Consider the following 15,606-nt stretch of genomic DNA (forward strand, 5'->3'; position numbering starts at 1 on the left):
GATAAGTCATGTTTGGTGAAGTTAAAACAGACTCCTGCGACCTGTCTATAACTCTCTTTGGTATAACCTTCAAAAACCCCGTCTGGGTAGCAAGTGGAACTTTTGGTTATGGGCTGGAGGCAAGGGAGATTTACGATGTTTCTTTGTTGGGGGCGGTGGTGACCAAAGGCATCTCTTTAAAGCCAAGAGAGGGCAATCCTCCAGAGCGCATAGCAGAAACTCCCTGCGGTATGCTCAACTCCATAGGTCTTCAAAATCCGGGAGTGGAAGGCTTTTTGAAAAAGATATATCCGCATATAGAAAAGATAGACACACACTTTATAGCCAACATCTTTGGCGAGACGGAGGAGGAGTATGTGGAAGTCTGCATGGCTTTAGAGGATGCTCGCAAGATAGTGGCTTATGAGCTAAATGTCTCTTGTCCCAATGTAAAGAAGGGTGGCATGCTTTTTGGACACGATGCTGTGGTTTTGGGAAGACTTGTAGAAAGTGTAAAAGCAAAGGTTAAAAAACCTGTGCTCGTAAAGCTATCCCCCAATGCTGGAAATGTTGTAGAGTTTGCTAAAGTGTGTGCAGATGCAGGTGCGGATGGTCTTGTTCTTATAAACACCTTACTGGGTATGAAGATAGATGTGAAAGCTCAAAAGCCGGACCTTTCCACATTTACTGGTGGGCTTTCTGGTCCAGCCATACTGCCCATAGCTGTGAGGATGGTTTGGGAAGTCTTTTCTGAGTTGGGAGACAAACTCCCCATCATAGGCGTGGGTGGCATACATGACACGGACTCAGCCCTTGAGCACATTTTGGCGGGTGCCAGCGCTGTGCAAATAGGAACAGCCAACTTTTCTGACCCCCTGTGTCCTTTAAAAGTCATAAAAGGTATACAAGATTACATGCAAAATATGAAAGAAAAAAACTTTAAAAGCCTAGTAGGAAAGGCTCATGGCATAAAGCTACAACCTTACCTCTTCCAGCAAGGGCCTTAGCCACAGGTACTCTTCTCTCTCTGGCCCTGTGGATAGCATAACTACAGGCACACCTGTGTATTCCTCTATGAAACTTATGTACTCTCTGGCTCTCTCTGGTAGGTCTTTTGGGTCTTTTATCCCTTTTGTATGCTTAAGCCAGCCTTTGAATACCTTGTAAACAGGTTTTACCTTTTCCAGAAGGCTAAGGCTAGCAGGAAAGCGTGTTATCTCCTTCCCTTCGTATTCATAAGCCACACACACCTTTACCTCTTCAAAGGTGTCCAGCACATCTAGCTTGGTAAGTATTAGTCCATCAAGGCCATTCACATCCACTGCGTATTTGAGAGCTACCAGGTCAAGCCATCCACATCTTCTGGGTCTTCCAGTTGTTGACCCGTACTCTTTACCTCTGTTTCTGAGCATGTTGCCATCCTCATCAAACAGCTCTGTAGGAAATGGACCTTCTCCTACTCTTGTAGTGTAAGCCTTAGAAACAGCCCAGAAGAAGGTGTTTTCAAAGAACTTGGGAGAAAGTCCAGTGCCATTGGGAAGACCAAGAGCGGAAGCGTTGGAAGATGTCACATAGGGGTATGTACCCATATCCACATCCAGCATAGTACCCTGCGCACCCTCAAAGAGAAGGCTTAAGTCTTTGTTTTCCATAAGGAACTTGGATACATCACTGATGCATTCCTTCACATAACTGTAATACATAAGGGTTTCCTCATAAACCCTATCTATGTCAATGGAGTGATTTTCACAGTACACTTTTTCACATATGTCTTTTACAAACTCCCAGTCCTCCTTTATAAGATGGTAAAGTCTATCCTTATCCTCAAGATCGCACATCCTTATGCCTTTTCTTCCGTACTTGAACATGTAAGAGGGACCTATACCTCTTAGGGTGGTTCCTATCTTGCTCTTTCTTTCAAAGAGAGCATCCAAAAGTTTGTGATAAGGCATAACTAAGTGAGCCCTGTCGCTGATGATGAGTCTTTCTCTTACGCTTATGCCCTTTTTCTCCAACTCTTCTATCTCGGCCTTTAGCAGTTCTAAGTCCACTACCATACCTTGAGCGATCACGCCTTTGGTGTGGTTATGAAGGATACCTGTTGGTAAAAGATGCAGTATGAACTTTTCATTACCCACGACCACCGTATGACCCGCATTGCTACCACCTTGATACCTTACCACCACCTGATAGTTAGCCGAAAGCAGGTCCACAATTTTGCCCTTTCCTTCGTCACCCCACTGAGCACCCAAAATTAGAAGGTCCTTTTTCATCAGCTCACCTCTATAAACTCTTCCACCATCTCCTTTATGGTGCTGAGGAGTTTCTTTATCCCCCAACCCTTTTGAGCAGATATAACAACGCTTTTCTCACCTAAAAAGGCCGGTTCAGTAAGGAGTTCTATGTCTTGCTCACTCTCTACCAGCTTATCCGCCTTATTAAAAACATAAAGAGTAGGTTTTTCGTCCACTTTAAGCTCTGCAAGCACTTTTCTAACTACCTTTATTTTCTCCAGCCACTTTTTATCAGATATGTCCACCACATGAAGCAGTATATCCGCTTCCTGAAGCTCCTCCAGGGTAGCCTTAAAGGACTCTATAAGTTCGTGTGGTAGGTCTCTTATAAAACCCACCGTGTCAGTAATTAGCACTTTTATATCCTTTGAAAGGTAAACATCGGAAGTTTTGGTATCTAAGGTGGCAAAGGGCATATCCGCCACAAATGTCTCTCTCCCCGTCAAAAGGCGCATTAAACTTGACTTTCCCACATTGGTATAGCCTACCAGTGCCACCTTGACTATCCTTATGTCCGAGTGCCATCTATCCCTTCTCTTTCTTTGCTCTTTTCTCTGCTTTTTTACCTCTTCCAGCTCTTCTCTTATCTGCTGTATTCTCTTTTTTATCCACCTTCTGCGCACTTCCGCTTCCTGCTCACCGGGACCTCTTGTCCCCACTCCACCGCCAAGTCTAGAAAGCTCTTTGCCCCTTCCGTAAAGTCTTGGAAGTTCAAGTTCAAGTTTGGCAAGCTCCACCTGAAGCTTGGCAGTTTTGCTTCTTACCCTCCTGGAGAATATTTCAAGCACTAGGTCTGCCCTGTCAAGCACCTTTACACCTAAGGCATTTTCAAGGTTGTGTATCTGAGAGGGGCTTAGAAAGGTGTTAAAGATGATAGTGTCGGCGGAAACTCCTTCTATCACCTGTTTTATCTCCTCCAGCTTGCCAGCACCTATGTAGTATCTTGCATCAGGAGCGCTTCTTCTCTGAACCACATAACCTAAAACTTTCCCTCCTACTGCTTTGACAAGCTCTTTAAGCTCCTCTATGTACTCCCTCACTTCCTCCTTATTTTGGTCCGGATACGAAAGACTTACCAGCAGCGCTTTCATTAAGCTCCTTGAACTATGGTGCTTATGGCATGCTTGTAGATGAGATTTGGCTGTCCATCTACTTCAAGCAGTATGGTGTATTTGTCATGTTCCAGCACCTTCCCAGTTATTCTGTTGCCTCTGGTTAAAAACACAGTCACCGTTGCACCCTTTCTCTTGAACTCCTCAATAAGCTCATCCTGTATATTGTTGTTCTTCTCTATTGGGTACATGCTTAACCTCCATTATTAATTATAGAGTATTTTTCGGTGGATGCAAGAATCCTTACCACTTTCAGGGCATAGGCCGGTTTTGGTTATAAACTTTTCTGCCAAGCTCCTCTGTAAAAACCTGGTAAATCCGCCTGAAGTTAAACAGCGCTGTGTCTTTAATCGATTCTTTTAGAACCTTTTCAAAAAGCACCTCCAAGTCTTCCTTCTTTACTTTCTGTGCTATAGCTACCTCAATCGCGTCTTCTATGTCCTGCGCTGTGCCTCTTCTTAGCTTCATGATAATGTAGTCTTCAGGGCTCAGGACTCTGATGGTAAGTAGCTGGTCTTTGTAGACCACCCTGCTCCTCTCCCTGTAGCCTGAGGGCATGGAGATGATGCTCCACCCGGATATGTTCTCAGATAGATCACTTTCAAGACCTTTTGCCTTCAGGTAAGAGTAGAGCTCTTCTATGTCTCCCTGCTTAATTTCTGCGTCCAGGTCCTGTGTGAACCTAAGCTTCACATGGTAAAAGGGCAGTGCCATAGCTCCTACCAGTATAATATCCAGAGGCTTCCCAGTTTCTACAACAAATTGCCTGAGCAAATCAATCACTCTCTCCACTCTCAAGGCTTCTCAGAACCTCAAAAACCCTTCTTACTTCTTCGTCAGGGAGCTTTTCGTTAAGAGCTGGCAGGGGCGTTTCTCTTTTTATCAGATGGTGGTAATTGCTGTAGATTACACAGGCTTTTCTGTATATATCTTCAGGCACACCGAGTTCCTTCCAGTCTACTAGCCCGTTAAGTGCTATCTCATAGGGAAGCAGCTTTTGTCCTGCTCTGTCAGAAAGTAGTTCTTTTAGGGTAGCTCTCTCTTTACCGTATAGCCTTTTGAGTTTTAGTTTTATTTTTTTCTCCCGCATCCATTTTATTAATATACGCCGTTTGATATTCTTAGAATTTCCATTACCTCGCCTTAAGGATCCTGTCTAAGACTGCAAGACCTGTATTTATATGGTCCTTTTGTATTATGAGAGGAGGAACGAATCTTAACACTGTGCCGGCCGTGCAGTTGATAACAAGCCTATGCTCAAGTGCCTTTCTAACTATGGTGCTACAGTCTCTTTCAAGGTCAAGACCCAGCATAAGTCCCATGCCCCTCACCTTTCCTACCTTTAACCTCTCAAGCCCTCTTTTGAAGTACTCCCCTACATCACTAACATGATGGAGAAGCTCAGATACCTTATTTATAACCACCTTTGCACAGGCGCATGCCAAGGGATTTCCTCCAAAGGTAGAACCATGAGAGCCAGGAGAAAACACCTCCGAAACCTTTTCCCGAGCTATCACAGCACCCACCGGGAAACCACCTCCAAGTCCTTTGGCAAGCGTAATTATGTCAGGCTTTAAGTCAAAGTGTTCATAGGCAAAGAACTTCCCAGTTCTTCCAACACCCGTTTGTACCTCATCCACTATGAGCAAAAGCCCCTCATTATGGCACAGCTCTTGAACTTTCTGAATAAACTCGTAGTTAGCTACCCTAATACCCCCTTCCCCCTGAATGACCTCCAGCATAATCCCGGCGGTGTCTTTCCTTAAGGCTTTCAAAACAGAGTCAAAGCTGTTGTAAATAGCATAGTCAAAGCCCTCAAGCAGTGGTTCAAAACCTTTTTGCACCTTCTCTTGAGCAGTTGCAGACATACTCCCGAAGGTTCTCCCGTGAAAACTATTGTAAAAGGTAATGATCCTGTATCTGTTTTCTCCCTTTTCTTTAAAGTACTTCCTTACCAGCTTTATAGCAGCTTCGTTGGCTTCTGTACCGCTGTTGCAAAAAAATACCCTCCCTTTTGTCCAAAACTTCTCTATGAGCATCTTTGCTACTTCCTCCTGCCATGGGTTCTCAAAAAGGTTAGAAACGTGCATAAGTCTCTGTGATTGCTCACAGATGGCATCTATAAGATCCTTATGATTGTACCCAAGAGCGTTAACTGCGATACCAGCTACCAAGTCAAGGTACTTCCTCCCCTCCTGGTCAAAAAGATAAACACCTTCACCCCTTACAAAGCTCACGGGAAGCCTTGTGTAAGTCTCCATCACATACATACTCAGTATCCCCACATGTTAGTTATGGGCATTCTCCAGTCCTTTCCAAAAGCTCTGGGGGTGATCTTAATGCCTACAGGAGCCTGCCTTCTCTTGTACTCGGCAAGTCTTATCATCCTTATGACCTTCTCTACTGTTTCTCTGTCTATGCCTTTCTGCACTATTTCCTCCTGGGAGAGCCCTTCCTCAATATAAAGCGTCAGTATTTGGTCCAGCATCTGATAAGGTGGTAAGGTGTCCTGATCCTTTTGACCGGGTCTTAACTCTGCGGAAGGGGGTTTTTGAAAGACTCTTTCGGGTATGTCTGGCCTGAGGGAGTTTCTGTAGCGAGCGAGTCTATACACTAAGGTCTTATAAACATCCTTCAAAGGCGCAAAACCGCCGGCCATATCCCCGTAAATGGTGGTGTATCCCACAGATGCCTCGCTTTTATTGGAGGTAGAAAGCACAAGCCAGCCATATCTGTTGGATAGGTAAAAGAGGATGTTTGCCCTTATGCGCGCCTGAAGGTTTTCATCTGCCACGCCAAAGTCAGTAAAGCCAAGAGTATCTCTGAAGCTCTTAAAGATAACATCAATGGGAAACTGATAAAGCTCTATGCCTAAGTTCTTTGCAAGACTTACCGCATCCTCCTTGCTCTCTTTGGATGTAAACTCAGAAGGCATAAAAATCCCCACAACCCTGTCGCTTCCCAGCGCATCCACCGCCAGACAAGCCACCAGCGAGGAATCTATACCACCGGAAAGCCCCAAAACCACCTTACTGAAGTTATTCTTCTTTACATAAGCTTCAAGCCCAGTTTTTAGAGCTGTATAAATTTCTTCTTCGTCTTTTGGATTTCTTTCTACTCTTGGAGGAAATACTTCCAACTCTCTGTATGTGTCAGCACCGCAAGAAATCACATGATACTTTTCTTTACCTTCTCTGAGCCTTGTGTCTAAAAGCCTTCTTCTTTTTACTTTTTCAACATCTAAACTAACTGTCAGCACATCCTCCTCAAAAGCCTTTGCCCGAGCACAGATGTGTCCGTCTGGGTCTATTACCAAGCTCCTACCATCAAAGACAAGCTCATCCTGCCCACCTACAGCATTTACATAAACCACATAGCACAGATTATCTTCTGCCCTTGCCTTCAAAAAAGCCTCTTTAAACTCGTACTTACCAAAGTAATAAGGAGATGCGTTTATGTTTATAAGTGCATGTGCACCCATAATGGCATATGTCCTTTCTAAACCATCGGGATGCCATAAGTCTTCGCATACGGATATACCTATCTTTACCTCACCCAGCTCTACCATAGTGCCGTATGTACCTTTTCTGAAGTACCTCTTCTCATCAAAGACGGAATAATTGGGTAAGAAGTGCTTGTGATAATAGGCAAGTAATTTACCTCCTCCTACAAGGAGTGCAGAGTTGTAAAGGTCACCTTCGTAAAAAGGTGTGCCTATTAGAGCCATTGCCTCAAACTTGGCAGAAGCATCTCTTATAATGTCAAGCCATCTTTGGCACTCTTTGATAAAATCCATCCTCAAGAGCAGATCCTCTGGAGGATAGCCAGACAGAGCCAGCTCGGGAAACACAATTAAATGAGACACTCGATGGTATTCTTCCCAAATCTTGAGTATTTTTATCGCGTTGCCTTCCACATCTCCTACAGTAATATCCATCTGCGCGATGGTGATGTTTAGTTTGCTTTTCATAGATTTACTATTATATAATTAGAACACAAGGAGGAGGAGAATGAAAAAGTTAGCCCTTCTTGGTATGCTAAGCTTTGCGGTCTTTTCATGCGGTGGGGGAAGTGGCTCGGGTATATACGGAAGCTACGACACTGTGCTGGTAGGGATAACCAGCTTAGTGCCTGCCAAAGTAAACAGCGATACGGTGGTGTTTGTGGGGGACGCCGGTCAGAGATGCCAGCTCACCTTTCAGGACGATGCCATTAACATAAAAATAAAGAGCGAGACCATTAAAAACGTCGCAGGTCAGCCAGTCACACCCAACCCATCACCTGTGTACTTTGACAGCTACAGGGTCATATGGAGCAGTGCGGTCTCCAATAACGCATGCGAGGGAGCCCCCGAGTGCAGGCAGATATTCGCCACACCCTTTGCACAGCTCACCAGCATAACTGTCCCGCCAGATAGCGAAGTGGAAGTGCAGGGTCTTGTGGTAACTTTAGCAAGCTGGAAGTCCAGTGTCCTCAGTCAGTACTGCGTGAGCTCTCTTGACAACTGTATATACAACGCAATTTTGGAGCTTCATGGCAGGGAGGTGCTAACAGGAAAGGAGAAGATAGTGAGAGGCTCTTTTAACATACAGTTTGCCAACTACGACCAGGGTAATGCCTGCGGAGCGAGTGCGTGCGCACAAGACAGTACCGTTTGCATAAGATAAAGGGAGGTAAGAGCATGAAGAGAGTTTTCTTATCCACCTTAAGCCTTCTGGTAGTCTTTGGCTTTTCCTTTTCTCTTCAGCCAGTCATAAGGATATTCCCCTCCTCTCCATACGACTACGGACCTACCACCATAGACACCACCAAGACCACCGACTTTGCAATAACCAACATAGGTGATGCCACTGCAGGACCACTGAGAATATGCGGAACTTCTGTGCCTTCTGGTTTTGAGAACTTTAAGATAGTTGCGGACAACTGCACGGGAAAGAGCCTCAACTACGGTGAGTCCTGCACCATATCGGTGAGGTTTGAGCCTCGTCAGAAGCTTGCCTACACGGGCACTCTTTCGGTGATTTACGACGATGATGGAGATGCTACCGCATGCAACACCCAAAAAAACGCCATTGTTAACCTGACGGGTAAAGCTACAGCCATAAAGATATCCGGCACCGGGTGCGACCCTTCCAGGTTTATATGTGATTTTAGCGATGTAGATATAGGAACAAATGCTTACAAGACAGTGAGAATTTGCAATGCCAGCGGTGACCCTCTTTTGCTTCTCAACCCAGCCTTTACCCTAATAGAAAACCCGGTGGGAGACTTACCAGCTTACGGAATAGTAACCACCAACTGCAACGGTGCAAATCTTAGCTTCTTTGCAGGAAATACGGATGACTGCGTTAACAACTACTGCGAGCTTCAGCTTGCCTTTTCACCCCACGACCTGAAAACCTACTTTGGAACCGCCCAGATAAACGACGCCAACGGAGGTCCGCTGGGTCAAAACAGCGGTGTTGGCATATTCCTCAGAGGCAACGGAAGGTATCCCAACGCAGATATAGACTTTGGAACAGTCCCCATAGGAAGCTTCATAGACAGGTTTGTAAATGTAAGCTTTACATGTCCAGGCAGTGGGTCAGTAACTCTTCCTGACTCCTTAGTAAGTGTTTCTGGGACTTATTTTTCCTTGGGAGGTTCCTCCTGTCCAACGTCTTGCACAGGTGGTCAACCAGTGAGCTGTAATGTGGCGGTCAGGTTTCAGCCTTTCACCGCAGGTGTATTTACCGGAAGGGTGATAGTGGCAGTTCCCAATGGGACCAGCGTAGAGCGCACACTTGTAGGAAGGGGGGGACCCGCTACACAAAACTTTTTGAGCCTCAGCATCAGCAGTATAGACTTTGGAACAGTCCCACGCTTTTCAAGCGTTGGAAGAACCATAGTGGTAAGAAACATAACCTCCTCCACCTTAGAGTTCAATGTAGATGTGGCGGGTAGTGGCTTCTTTGCGGTGATGGTAGGTTGTACATGCAACGACAATTATGTGTCTAATGGCAGTTTCTGCGTTCCTGGCACTCCTCCCCCAACATCTCTGAGACCTTACAAGCTAAGACCCGGCGAGGTATGCACAGTGGCTGTAGGTTTCTCTCCACCCCTGACTGCAAGAGGCACGCTGGGAGGTGTGCTCATCTTTGACACTCAAGCTCAGGCTATAAGCGTTCCCATGACCGCGCAGGTGGCAGTTTCTAACCCTCCCACAACACCGCCATCGCTACCCTCGGTTGGCTCTGGTGGAGGTGGAGGATGCAGCGTTAGCTACGGTAATTTCTCAACACTGATGGCATGGCTGTCATTACCCATCGCTCTCCTGATGAGGAGGTTTATGAGAAGATAAACTGCGGGGGAGCGTTGGCTCCCTCAGTCTCTGTAAACTCTGAGTATCTCCTCTACGGTTGTTATGCCTTCCACAGCCTTCAAAAGTCCGTCTTTGAGAAGAGGCACCATACCATCCTTTATAGCCTGTTCTTTTATCTTTCCAGCATCGGACTTTTTCACCACAAGACTCCTTATATCTTCCGTGACTTTTAACACCTCACCTATCACCGTCCTTCCAGAGTAGCCTGTGTTGTTGCATCGCTCGCACCCTTTCCCCCTGTATAGCTTTTGTGGTCTTTCTATACCATTCATCTTTAGCACCTCTTCCTCAAAAGTTGTGGGTTTGTATTCGTAAATGCAGTTAGGACATACTTTCCTTACAAGCCTTTGGGATATTACGCCTACCACTGCGGAGGCTAAGAGGAATTCCTCAACGCCCATATCTATGAGTCTTGTAAAAGCACTTGCAGCATCGTTGGTATGAAGGGTTGCAAGCACCAAGTGTCCTGTGAGTGATGCCTGAACCGCTATGCTGGCAGTCTCCAGGTCCCTTATCTCTCCTATCATGATCACATCCGGGTCCTGTCTGAGTATGTTTCTTAGAGCATTGGCAAAGGTAAGTCCTATCTTGGGCATCACCTGAATCTGCACAACACCCCTTAAATTGTACTCTACAGGGTCTTCAACAGTTATTATCTTTTTCTGGCCCGTGTTTATCTCCTTCATGCAGGCATATAAGGTGGTAGTTTTACCAGAGCCGGTAGGTCCCGTAACCAGTATCATACCGTAGGGCTTCCTTATGAAAGATAGAAGAGCATCCACATCCTGCTCTCTAAATCCCAGAGTGTGAAGACTCAGGTTAATCTCTCCCCTCTTTAGTATTCTAAGTACCACACCCTCACCGTGAACAGAAGGAACTGTGGACACCCTTATGTCATAATCCTGACCGTTTAGGGAGTAAGAGAGCTTCCCGTCCTGAGGCAGTCTCTTTTCCGCTATGTTGAGTCTTGAGAGTATCTTTATCCTTGATATAACAGGGGGTGCTATGTACTTGGGATACTCCCTAACCGTGTAGAGAATACCATCTATTCTGTACCTGACCACTACATGGTTCTCAAACTGTTCTATGTGTATGTCCGTTGCAGACCTCATTATGGCATCCTTTATGGTGTCGTTGACAAACTTCACTATTGGCGCTTCTTCTGCTATGTTCTCAAGTTTCTTCTCATCCAGAGCATCCTCAGACAGAGCTTCCAGCTCTAAACCTATGCTAATAGGGTCCTCAAGGAGATTTTTGAGTTTTTCTTGGTCCACCAACTCAAAGATCACCTTCTTGCCCAGAGCTCTCTCTAAAAGCTCTTTAAGGTATGCATCCTCTTTAAGGCATGCAAACTTTACAAAGTTCTCTCCTTCCTCCAGAGGTGCTATACCATTGGCGCTGAGAAACTCGTGATTTATGTGCCTACCTACCTCTGCATCCATAGCTTATACACTCTCAACTCTACATAGTATGCACTAGGGTTTGATGGATTGTCAATACCAAGAGAAAGGCTCTCTATCATAATACCGCTTGCCTCTATGTCCTTTAAAAATCTGAGTATACTTTCCACACTGTTGGAAGTATAACCTGCCTTTAATACTATCTTCTTTACACCGTTTATGTCCTGCACCTCTTCCTTTGAAAAGGATGTTTCGGTAAGCTTGTAAGCTCGGGCTTTGTCTGATATGAGCGCCTTGACCTGCTCTACTATCGTGTTCTCATCACCACCTGTAGCAACTTTATCCTTTAGCTTGCTCAGCTGGTCGTTTATCTTCTCCTCCTCTTTCATAAGAGATTTTAGTTCCTGCGCCTTGTGTCTTAGTTCGTCTCTTAACTTTTTCCTCTCTTCGTAAAGGCTTTTCATCTCCTGCTTCTTTTTTTGAAAGGGCTTGTAAACACCGTAGTAAAATCCAATAAAGAAGAGTCCTGCTATTATGAAGGATAATGCAGCTCTAAAAACTCTCCTTTCAGAAAGGAGCCTGATGTTATGTATGTGCCTCTTCATTCTTCTTTCAGCAGGTCTTTTAGGTGTTTGAGTTTGTTCTCAAAGGATGTCTTTACGCCTTGCCCTTCCTCAGGGGTAGTTATAACGCTGGCTTTTATGAGAAGGATAAGCTCTGTGTTGGATGAGGAAACAGATTCATTGCTAAAGAGTATGCCAAGACCTGGTATGTCAGAGAGCAAAGGTACTCCGCTTTTCTGCCTCTGGAGCCTGTTTTGAATTATACCTCCTAAAAGCCCTACCTGATCGTTCCTGAGGATAAGCGTGGTGGAGGCGGACCTCTTGGTTATGAGGGGGGATGTAAGCTCTGGTTGGACGGTGTTCTTTACCGCATCGCTAACTTCCTGTGTTATCTTGAGAGTTACCGAGTTGTCAGCACTGACAGTGGGTCTAACTTTGAGTATGACGCCCGTGGTTCTATACTGAACCATATTCTGCACATTTAGAGTCCCACCTGTAACTGGTACAATCTGCTGGGTAAGAATGGGGACCTCCGCGCCTACCTCTATCTTTGCCTCCTCGTTGTCCTTAACCAATATATGAGGTGCGGATAGCACCTTAAGCGATGTTTTTGATGCCAAGAAGTTGAGAATACCTCTTATGTCGTTGTTTTTGTTGAAAATAATTGTCTTAAAGCCCTGCAAGGTATCCGCCTGAGGAGCAAGCCCAAAGGATGTGCCAATGGTGAAGCTGCTGCTGTCCAAAAAGCCCTTCAGGAGACCTTCAACGCCGTACTGAAGACCCTTACCCAGCGAGACTTCCGCTATAACCATCTCTATAAGCACCTGCTTGGGTACCACATCCAGCTCTCTGAGCAAAGACCTTATAACTTCAAACTCAATGGGAGTGGCTTTTATAATTAAGGTATTGGTGGACTTGTCCGCCACTATGTTGCCCACTTTAACTATCTTTTTCTCCTCCTTAGCTTCGGATTTTGCTTTCTCTTCTATCACCGCGGGTGGCATCTCCTCTTTCTTCTGCGTCTCTGGTGTAGTTTGCTTAGGCTTTTGGTCTGTGGGAGGTAAAGCCTGGATTTTTGTTATCTCTTGAGTACTCCTTGGAGCTTCCGTCTGCGCCTGCTGTTGTGAAGATATACCTATACCTTCTTCAAATATACCCAGTGTGTTTAAAAGTTCAGCGGTACTTTCCGCATCCAGAAAGTTGAGCCTGTATATGTATATCTCCCTCTTGGTGCCAGAGGATGTCTCCTCCAGCACCTCTATCCACCTTTTTATGTCGTTAAAGAGGACAGGGTCCTTTGATACTACTATAACTATACCCTCCTTCTCAAGGCTGTCTATAACCGAATCCGCATCTGCTTTACCAAGAAGCTTAAGTATCTTTCTCACATTATCCCTTATCTGACTGGCATCCACCTTTGTTTTTATAAAGGCTATCTTTTTATCTCCATAAAAGGGCGTGTCTATTTCTGTAAGTAGCTTTTTCAACTTGCTTAGCTTTTCTCTGTAGTCTATGATCACCAGAAGTCTCTGCTGGGCTATGATCTTACCCGAAGGAGAAATGAAGGTGGATATAGCCTGAGACAGTGAGGAAGCAGATACATTCTCGGGGGAGTAAACCAGAGCAGAAAGATTATCCCCAACAGGAGACCTCCCCGAAGGAAGCACCACAAGCCTGCCTTTGTCCACAGAGAGACCAAGACCATACAGAGATAGTATTTCCTGCATGTAAGTAATAACTTCGTCCTTAGTAAGGTGATTTATATGTACAGAGACTCTCTGATTGAGGTCCGCAGGAGCCAGGTAAGATACTCCCAAAATCTTGTAAAAAACTTCGTTTAGAAGCTCAGAAATAGTTATATCATCAAAATGTATGCTTATATTACCCGCTTTTTTAACCTCTTTTTCCTTAGCTTTTTCCTCGTAATCCTTTTCATAAAGTACCTTTTCTTCTTTTCTTTCTTCAAAAGCTTTACCTTTCTTTTCTTCTTTTTCCACTTTTATAGTTTTTTCAGTTTCACCTTGCTTTATGGTATAGGGTTCCTGATAACCACTTACCATCTGTGCGCAGGAAAAGCTCATCAAAGATAGAGATATAAGCGCCACAGCCTTTTTTACCTTCCCACCCACAACAAAAAACATTGACTTTCATTATAACACAGAGAGGTTTAAAATTTTAGATATGTACATTCCATTCGCCAGAAAGTACAGACCCAAGTTTTTTAAGGATGTGGTGGGGCAGGAGCCTGTAAAGAGGATTCTTCTCAACGCAGTCAGACTGCAAAAGGTTTCTTCCGCTTACATCTTTGCGGGATCAAGGGGTACTGGCAAGACTACCGTGGCAAGACTTCTCACCAAGTCCCTCAACTGTATTAACCTTCAGGAGAGTGGCGAACCTTGCGGGCAGTGCGAAAACTGCCTTTCCATAGACAGGGGTAGCTTTCCAGACCTTATAGAGATAGACGCAGCCTCCAGCAGAGGAATAGATGACATAAGAGCCATAAGGGATGCAGTATCTTACACTCCTATAAAGGGAAGGTACAAGGTTTACATCCTGGACGAAGCTCACATGCTCACAAAGGAAGCTTTTAACGCACTTCTTAAAACTTTGGAAGAACCTCCTCCAAGGACTGTGTTTATTCTTTGCACTACCGAGTACGAAAAGATCATACCCACCATACTCTCCAGGTGCCAGAGGCTCATCTTTACCAAGCTCAGCCAAGAGGAGATAGTCCAAAGACTAAAGCACATATGCCAAGAGGAGAACATAAGCTATGACGAAAAGAGTTTGATAACTATAGCTAAGCTCAGCGATGGCGGTATGAGGGATGCAGTGTCGCTGCTGGATCAGGTAAGCACCTATGCGGAAGGAAATATAAAAGAAGGTGTCCTTGAAGAGTTTCTGGGCATTGTCTCTCAGGAGAGGGTAAGAGAGTTCTTAAGGATGCTTTTAGAGTCTCGGGTAGATGAGGCTATAGATTTCCTCAGACAGATCACCACAAGAGGGTTTAACCTGGTCAGATTCTGGGATGCTCTGGAGGATGAAATAAGGATGATTTTGCTCTATAGGAGCCTCAAAGACCCCAGCAAAGTGATAAAAGTTGAAGACTTCCACAGGAGTATGAGCCAAGTACCCATAAACGCTCTTTTGTATCTTGAAAAAGTCATCAATACCGCCAGGGCGGATGCAAAAACCAGGGACTTTCTGAGGGCTTGTGAGCTGGCAATAATCAAGACCCTTGTGGTAAAAGACATAATTCCAGTAGGAGAGCTTTTCAAAAGAACTGACCTACACCTCACCAAGGAAGATGCTCCTCAGGAAGTTTCTCTAAAAGACAAAGTTATCAATGAAGTGGAGAAAGCCTTTGGAGTTCTTGAAGCACAGAGGCTGAAAAACCTTGAGGCTAAGGAAGAGAAAGGTAGGATAACATTTTTGGTTCCGGAGAGTGAGGCAAAAACTATAGATATAAACAGGATAAAAACCAGATTCCCAGAAATAGACTTTGAGATCCTGTCTTCTTCTAAAGAGAATAAAGAGGAGCTTCCCGAGTTTTCAAAGAAGGTAAAAGACCTTTTTGGAGCTAAGGTTATAAAGCATGGAAAGGGCGATAAAGGCAAGGATACTTCTGGTTAAGGTACCACCTGAGCTTATAGGTATCTTTACATCCTTAATAGACGGCTCTGGAAGGAGGGCTATAGTGAGGACAAAAGAGTCCAAAGGGGACTTAGTTTATCTTATAGCAACGCCGGACACTTACGAGGAGCTCATCTTTACTGTGGAGCAGATAAAGAAACACCTGCCTCAGGTGGAGATGCTCGGAGAGACAGAACCATCCGAGCTGGAAATTAACTAAAAAATCTTTAAAAAGCCTTTAGTAATTGAGAAAATTTCAAAGGA

General features: G+C 44.9%; 15 protein-coding genes. 5 read left to right on the plus strand and 10 right to left on the minus strand.

What is annotated here, in order from left to right:
* Positions 1 to 8 precede the first annotated feature (8 nt).
* Positions 9 to 986 (plus strand): dihydroorotate dehydrogenase, encoded by a 978-nt coding sequence (locus HTH_RS02115; protein ID WP_012963065.1) that lies wholly within the window; start codon positions 9 to 11, stop codon positions 984 to 986.
* Here the strand turns inward: HTH_RS02115 and HTH_RS02120 are convergent.
* From HTH_RS02120 to HTH_RS02150, 7 genes are all read right to left on the minus strand, one after another.
* A complete protein-coding gene (locus tag HTH_RS02120) occupies positions 954 to 2,252 on the minus strand; it encodes an adenylosuccinate synthase (RefSeq protein ID WP_012963066.1) in 1,299 nt (432 codons plus the stop codon). The two genes, HTH_RS02115 and HTH_RS02120, sit on opposite strands and share 33 nt — an antisense overlap.
* On the minus strand, positions 2,252 to 3,364 hold the full coding sequence (gene hflX, locus HTH_RS02125) for a GTPase HflX (RefSeq protein WP_012963067.1): 1,113 nt from the start codon (positions 3,362 to 3,364) through the stop codon (positions 2,252 to 2,254). The genes HTH_RS02120 and hflX overlap by 1 nt, the downstream gene beginning before the upstream one ends.
* On the minus strand, positions 3,364 to 3,576 hold the full coding sequence (hfq, locus tag HTH_RS02130; protein ID WP_012963068.1) for an RNA chaperone Hfq: 213 nt from the start codon (positions 3,574 to 3,576) through the stop codon (positions 3,364 to 3,366). Before hfq ends, hflX begins: the two co-directional genes overlap by 1 nt.
* 61 nt (positions 3,577 to 3,637) lie before the next feature.
* Positions 3,638 to 4,177, minus strand: a complete 540-nt coding sequence (locus HTH_RS02135; protein ID WP_014462557.1) for a nucleotidyltransferase — start codon at positions 4,175 to 4,177, stop codon at positions 3,638 to 3,640.
* Positions 4,161 to 4,475, minus strand: coding sequence for a hypothetical protein (locus HTH_RS02140; RefSeq protein ID WP_012963070.1), 315 nt, complete (start codon positions 4,473 to 4,475; stop codon positions 4,161 to 4,163). Before HTH_RS02140 ends, HTH_RS02135 begins: the two co-directional genes overlap by 17 nt.
* 43 nt (positions 4,476 to 4,518) lie before the next feature.
* Complete coding sequence (locus HTH_RS02145) at positions 4,519 to 5,655, minus strand: aspartate aminotransferase family protein (RefSeq protein ID WP_012963071.1); 1,137 nt, start codon at positions 5,653 to 5,655, stop codon at positions 4,519 to 4,521.
* A gap of 2 nt (positions 5,656 to 5,657) precedes the next feature.
* Positions 5,658 to 7,355: an NAD+ synthase gene (locus HTH_RS02150; RefSeq protein WP_012963072.1), complete on the minus strand. Its 1,698-nt coding sequence runs from the start codon at positions 7,353 to 7,355 to the stop codon at positions 5,658 to 5,660.
* Positions 7,356 to 7,395: 40 nt separating this feature from the next.
* Here HTH_RS02150 and HTH_RS02155 point away from each other — a divergent pair, with 40 nt between their 5' ends.
* Both HTH_RS02155 and HTH_RS02160 read left to right on the plus strand, forming a co-directional pair.
* On the plus strand, positions 7,396 to 8,052 hold the full coding sequence (locus HTH_RS02155; protein ID WP_012963073.1) for a hypothetical protein: 657 nt from the start codon (positions 7,396 to 7,398) through the stop codon (positions 8,050 to 8,052).
* Positions 8,053 to 8,066: 14 nt separating this feature from the next.
* Positions 8,067 to 9,725, plus strand: coding sequence for a choice-of-anchor D domain-containing protein (locus tag HTH_RS02160; protein WP_012963074.1), 1,659 nt, complete (start codon positions 8,067 to 8,069; stop codon positions 9,723 to 9,725).
* A 23-nt stretch (positions 9,726 to 9,748) separates the two neighbouring features.
* On the opposite strand, the gene HTH_RS02165 is transcribed toward HTH_RS02160, so the two are convergent.
* Genes HTH_RS02165 through HTH_RS02175 form a run of 3 tightly spaced genes read right to left on the minus strand, consistent with a single transcriptional unit; the run spans position 9,749 to position 13,850 of the window.
* Positions 9,749 to 11,188 (minus strand): GspE/PulE family protein, encoded by a 1,440-nt coding sequence (locus HTH_RS02165; RefSeq protein ID WP_012963075.1) that lies wholly within the window; start codon positions 11,186 to 11,188, stop codon positions 9,749 to 9,751.
* Positions 11,173 to 11,751, minus strand: a complete 579-nt coding sequence (locus HTH_RS02170; protein ID WP_012963076.1) for a hypothetical protein — start codon at positions 11,749 to 11,751, stop codon at positions 11,173 to 11,175. Before HTH_RS02170 ends, HTH_RS02165 begins: the two co-directional genes overlap by 16 nt.
* Positions 11,748 to 13,850 carry a secretin N-terminal domain-containing protein gene (locus HTH_RS02175; protein WP_012963077.1) on the minus strand — a complete coding sequence of 701 codons (2,103 nt, stop codon included), beginning with the start codon at positions 13,848 to 13,850 and terminating at the stop codon, positions 11,748 to 11,750. The genes HTH_RS02170 and HTH_RS02175 overlap by 4 nt, the downstream gene beginning before the upstream one ends.
* Positions 13,851 to 13,890: 40 nt before the next feature.
* Between HTH_RS02175 and dnaX the strand changes: the two genes are divergently transcribed.
* On the plus strand, positions 13,891 to 15,342 hold the full coding sequence (gene dnaX / locus HTH_RS02180; RefSeq protein ID WP_012963078.1) for a DNA polymerase III subunit gamma/tau: 1,452 nt from the start codon (positions 13,891 to 13,893) through the stop codon (positions 15,340 to 15,342).
* Complete coding sequence (locus tag HTH_RS02185) at positions 15,305 to 15,562, plus strand: hypothetical protein (RefSeq protein WP_012963079.1); 258 nt, start codon at positions 15,305 to 15,307, stop codon at positions 15,560 to 15,562. The genes dnaX and HTH_RS02185 overlap by 38 nt, the downstream gene beginning before the upstream one ends.
* Positions 15,563 to 15,606 lie beyond the last annotated feature (44 nt).

It is taken from the genome of Hydrogenobacter thermophilus TK-6, from assembly GCF_000010785.1.
Classification (GTDB): domain Bacteria; phylum Aquificota; class Aquificia; order Aquificales; family Aquificaceae; genus Hydrogenobacter; species Hydrogenobacter thermophilus.

Coding starts and splice junctions, on each gene's coding strand:
- HTH_RS02115 (WP_012963065.1), top strand. CDS start 9: ATGTTTGGTGAAGTTAAAACAGACTCCTGCGACCTGTCTATAACTCTC.
- HTH_RS02120 (WP_012963066.1), bottom strand. CDS start 2,252: ATGAAAAAGGACCTTCTAATTTTGGGTGCTCAGTGGGGTGACGAAGGA.
- hflX (WP_012963067.1), bottom strand. CDS start 3,364: ATGAAAGCGCTGCTGGTAAGTCTTTCGTATCCGGACCAAAATAAGGAG.
- hfq (WP_012963068.1), bottom strand. CDS start 3,576: ATGTACCCAATAGAGAAGAACAACAATATACAGGATGAGCTTATTGAG.
- HTH_RS02140 (WP_012963070.1), bottom strand. CDS start 4,475: ATGCGGGAGAAAAAAATAAAACTAAAACTCAAAAGGCTATACGGTAAA.
- HTH_RS02145 (WP_012963071.1), bottom strand. CDS start 5,655: ATGTATGTGATGGAGACTTACACAAGGCTTCCCGTGAGCTTTGTAAGG.
- HTH_RS02150 (WP_012963072.1), bottom strand. CDS start 7,355: ATGAAAAGCAAACTAAACATCACCATCGCGCAGATGGATATTACTGTA.
- HTH_RS02155 (WP_012963073.1), top strand. CDS start 7,396: ATGAAAAAGTTAGCCCTTCTTGGTATGCTAAGCTTTGCGGTCTTTTCA.
- HTH_RS02160 (WP_012963074.1), top strand. CDS start 8,067: ATGAAGAGAGTTTTCTTATCCACCTTAAGCCTTCTGGTAGTCTTTGGC.
- HTH_RS02165 (WP_012963075.1), bottom strand. CDS start 11,188: ATGGATGCAGAGGTAGGTAGGCACATAAATCACGAGTTTCTCAGCGCC.
- HTH_RS02170 (WP_012963076.1), bottom strand. CDS start 11,751: ATGAAGAGGCACATACATAACATCAGGCTCCTTTCTGAAAGGAGAGTT.
- HTH_RS02175 (WP_012963077.1), bottom strand. CDS start 13,850: ATGTTTTTTGTTGTGGGTGGGAAGGTAAAAAAGGCTGTGGCGCTTATA.
- dnaX (WP_012963078.1), top strand. CDS start 13,891: ATGTACATTCCATTCGCCAGAAAGTACAGACCCAAGTTTTTTAAGGAT.
- HTH_RS02185 (WP_012963079.1), top strand. CDS start 15,305: ATGGAAAGGGCGATAAAGGCAAGGATACTTCTGGTTAAGGTACCACCT.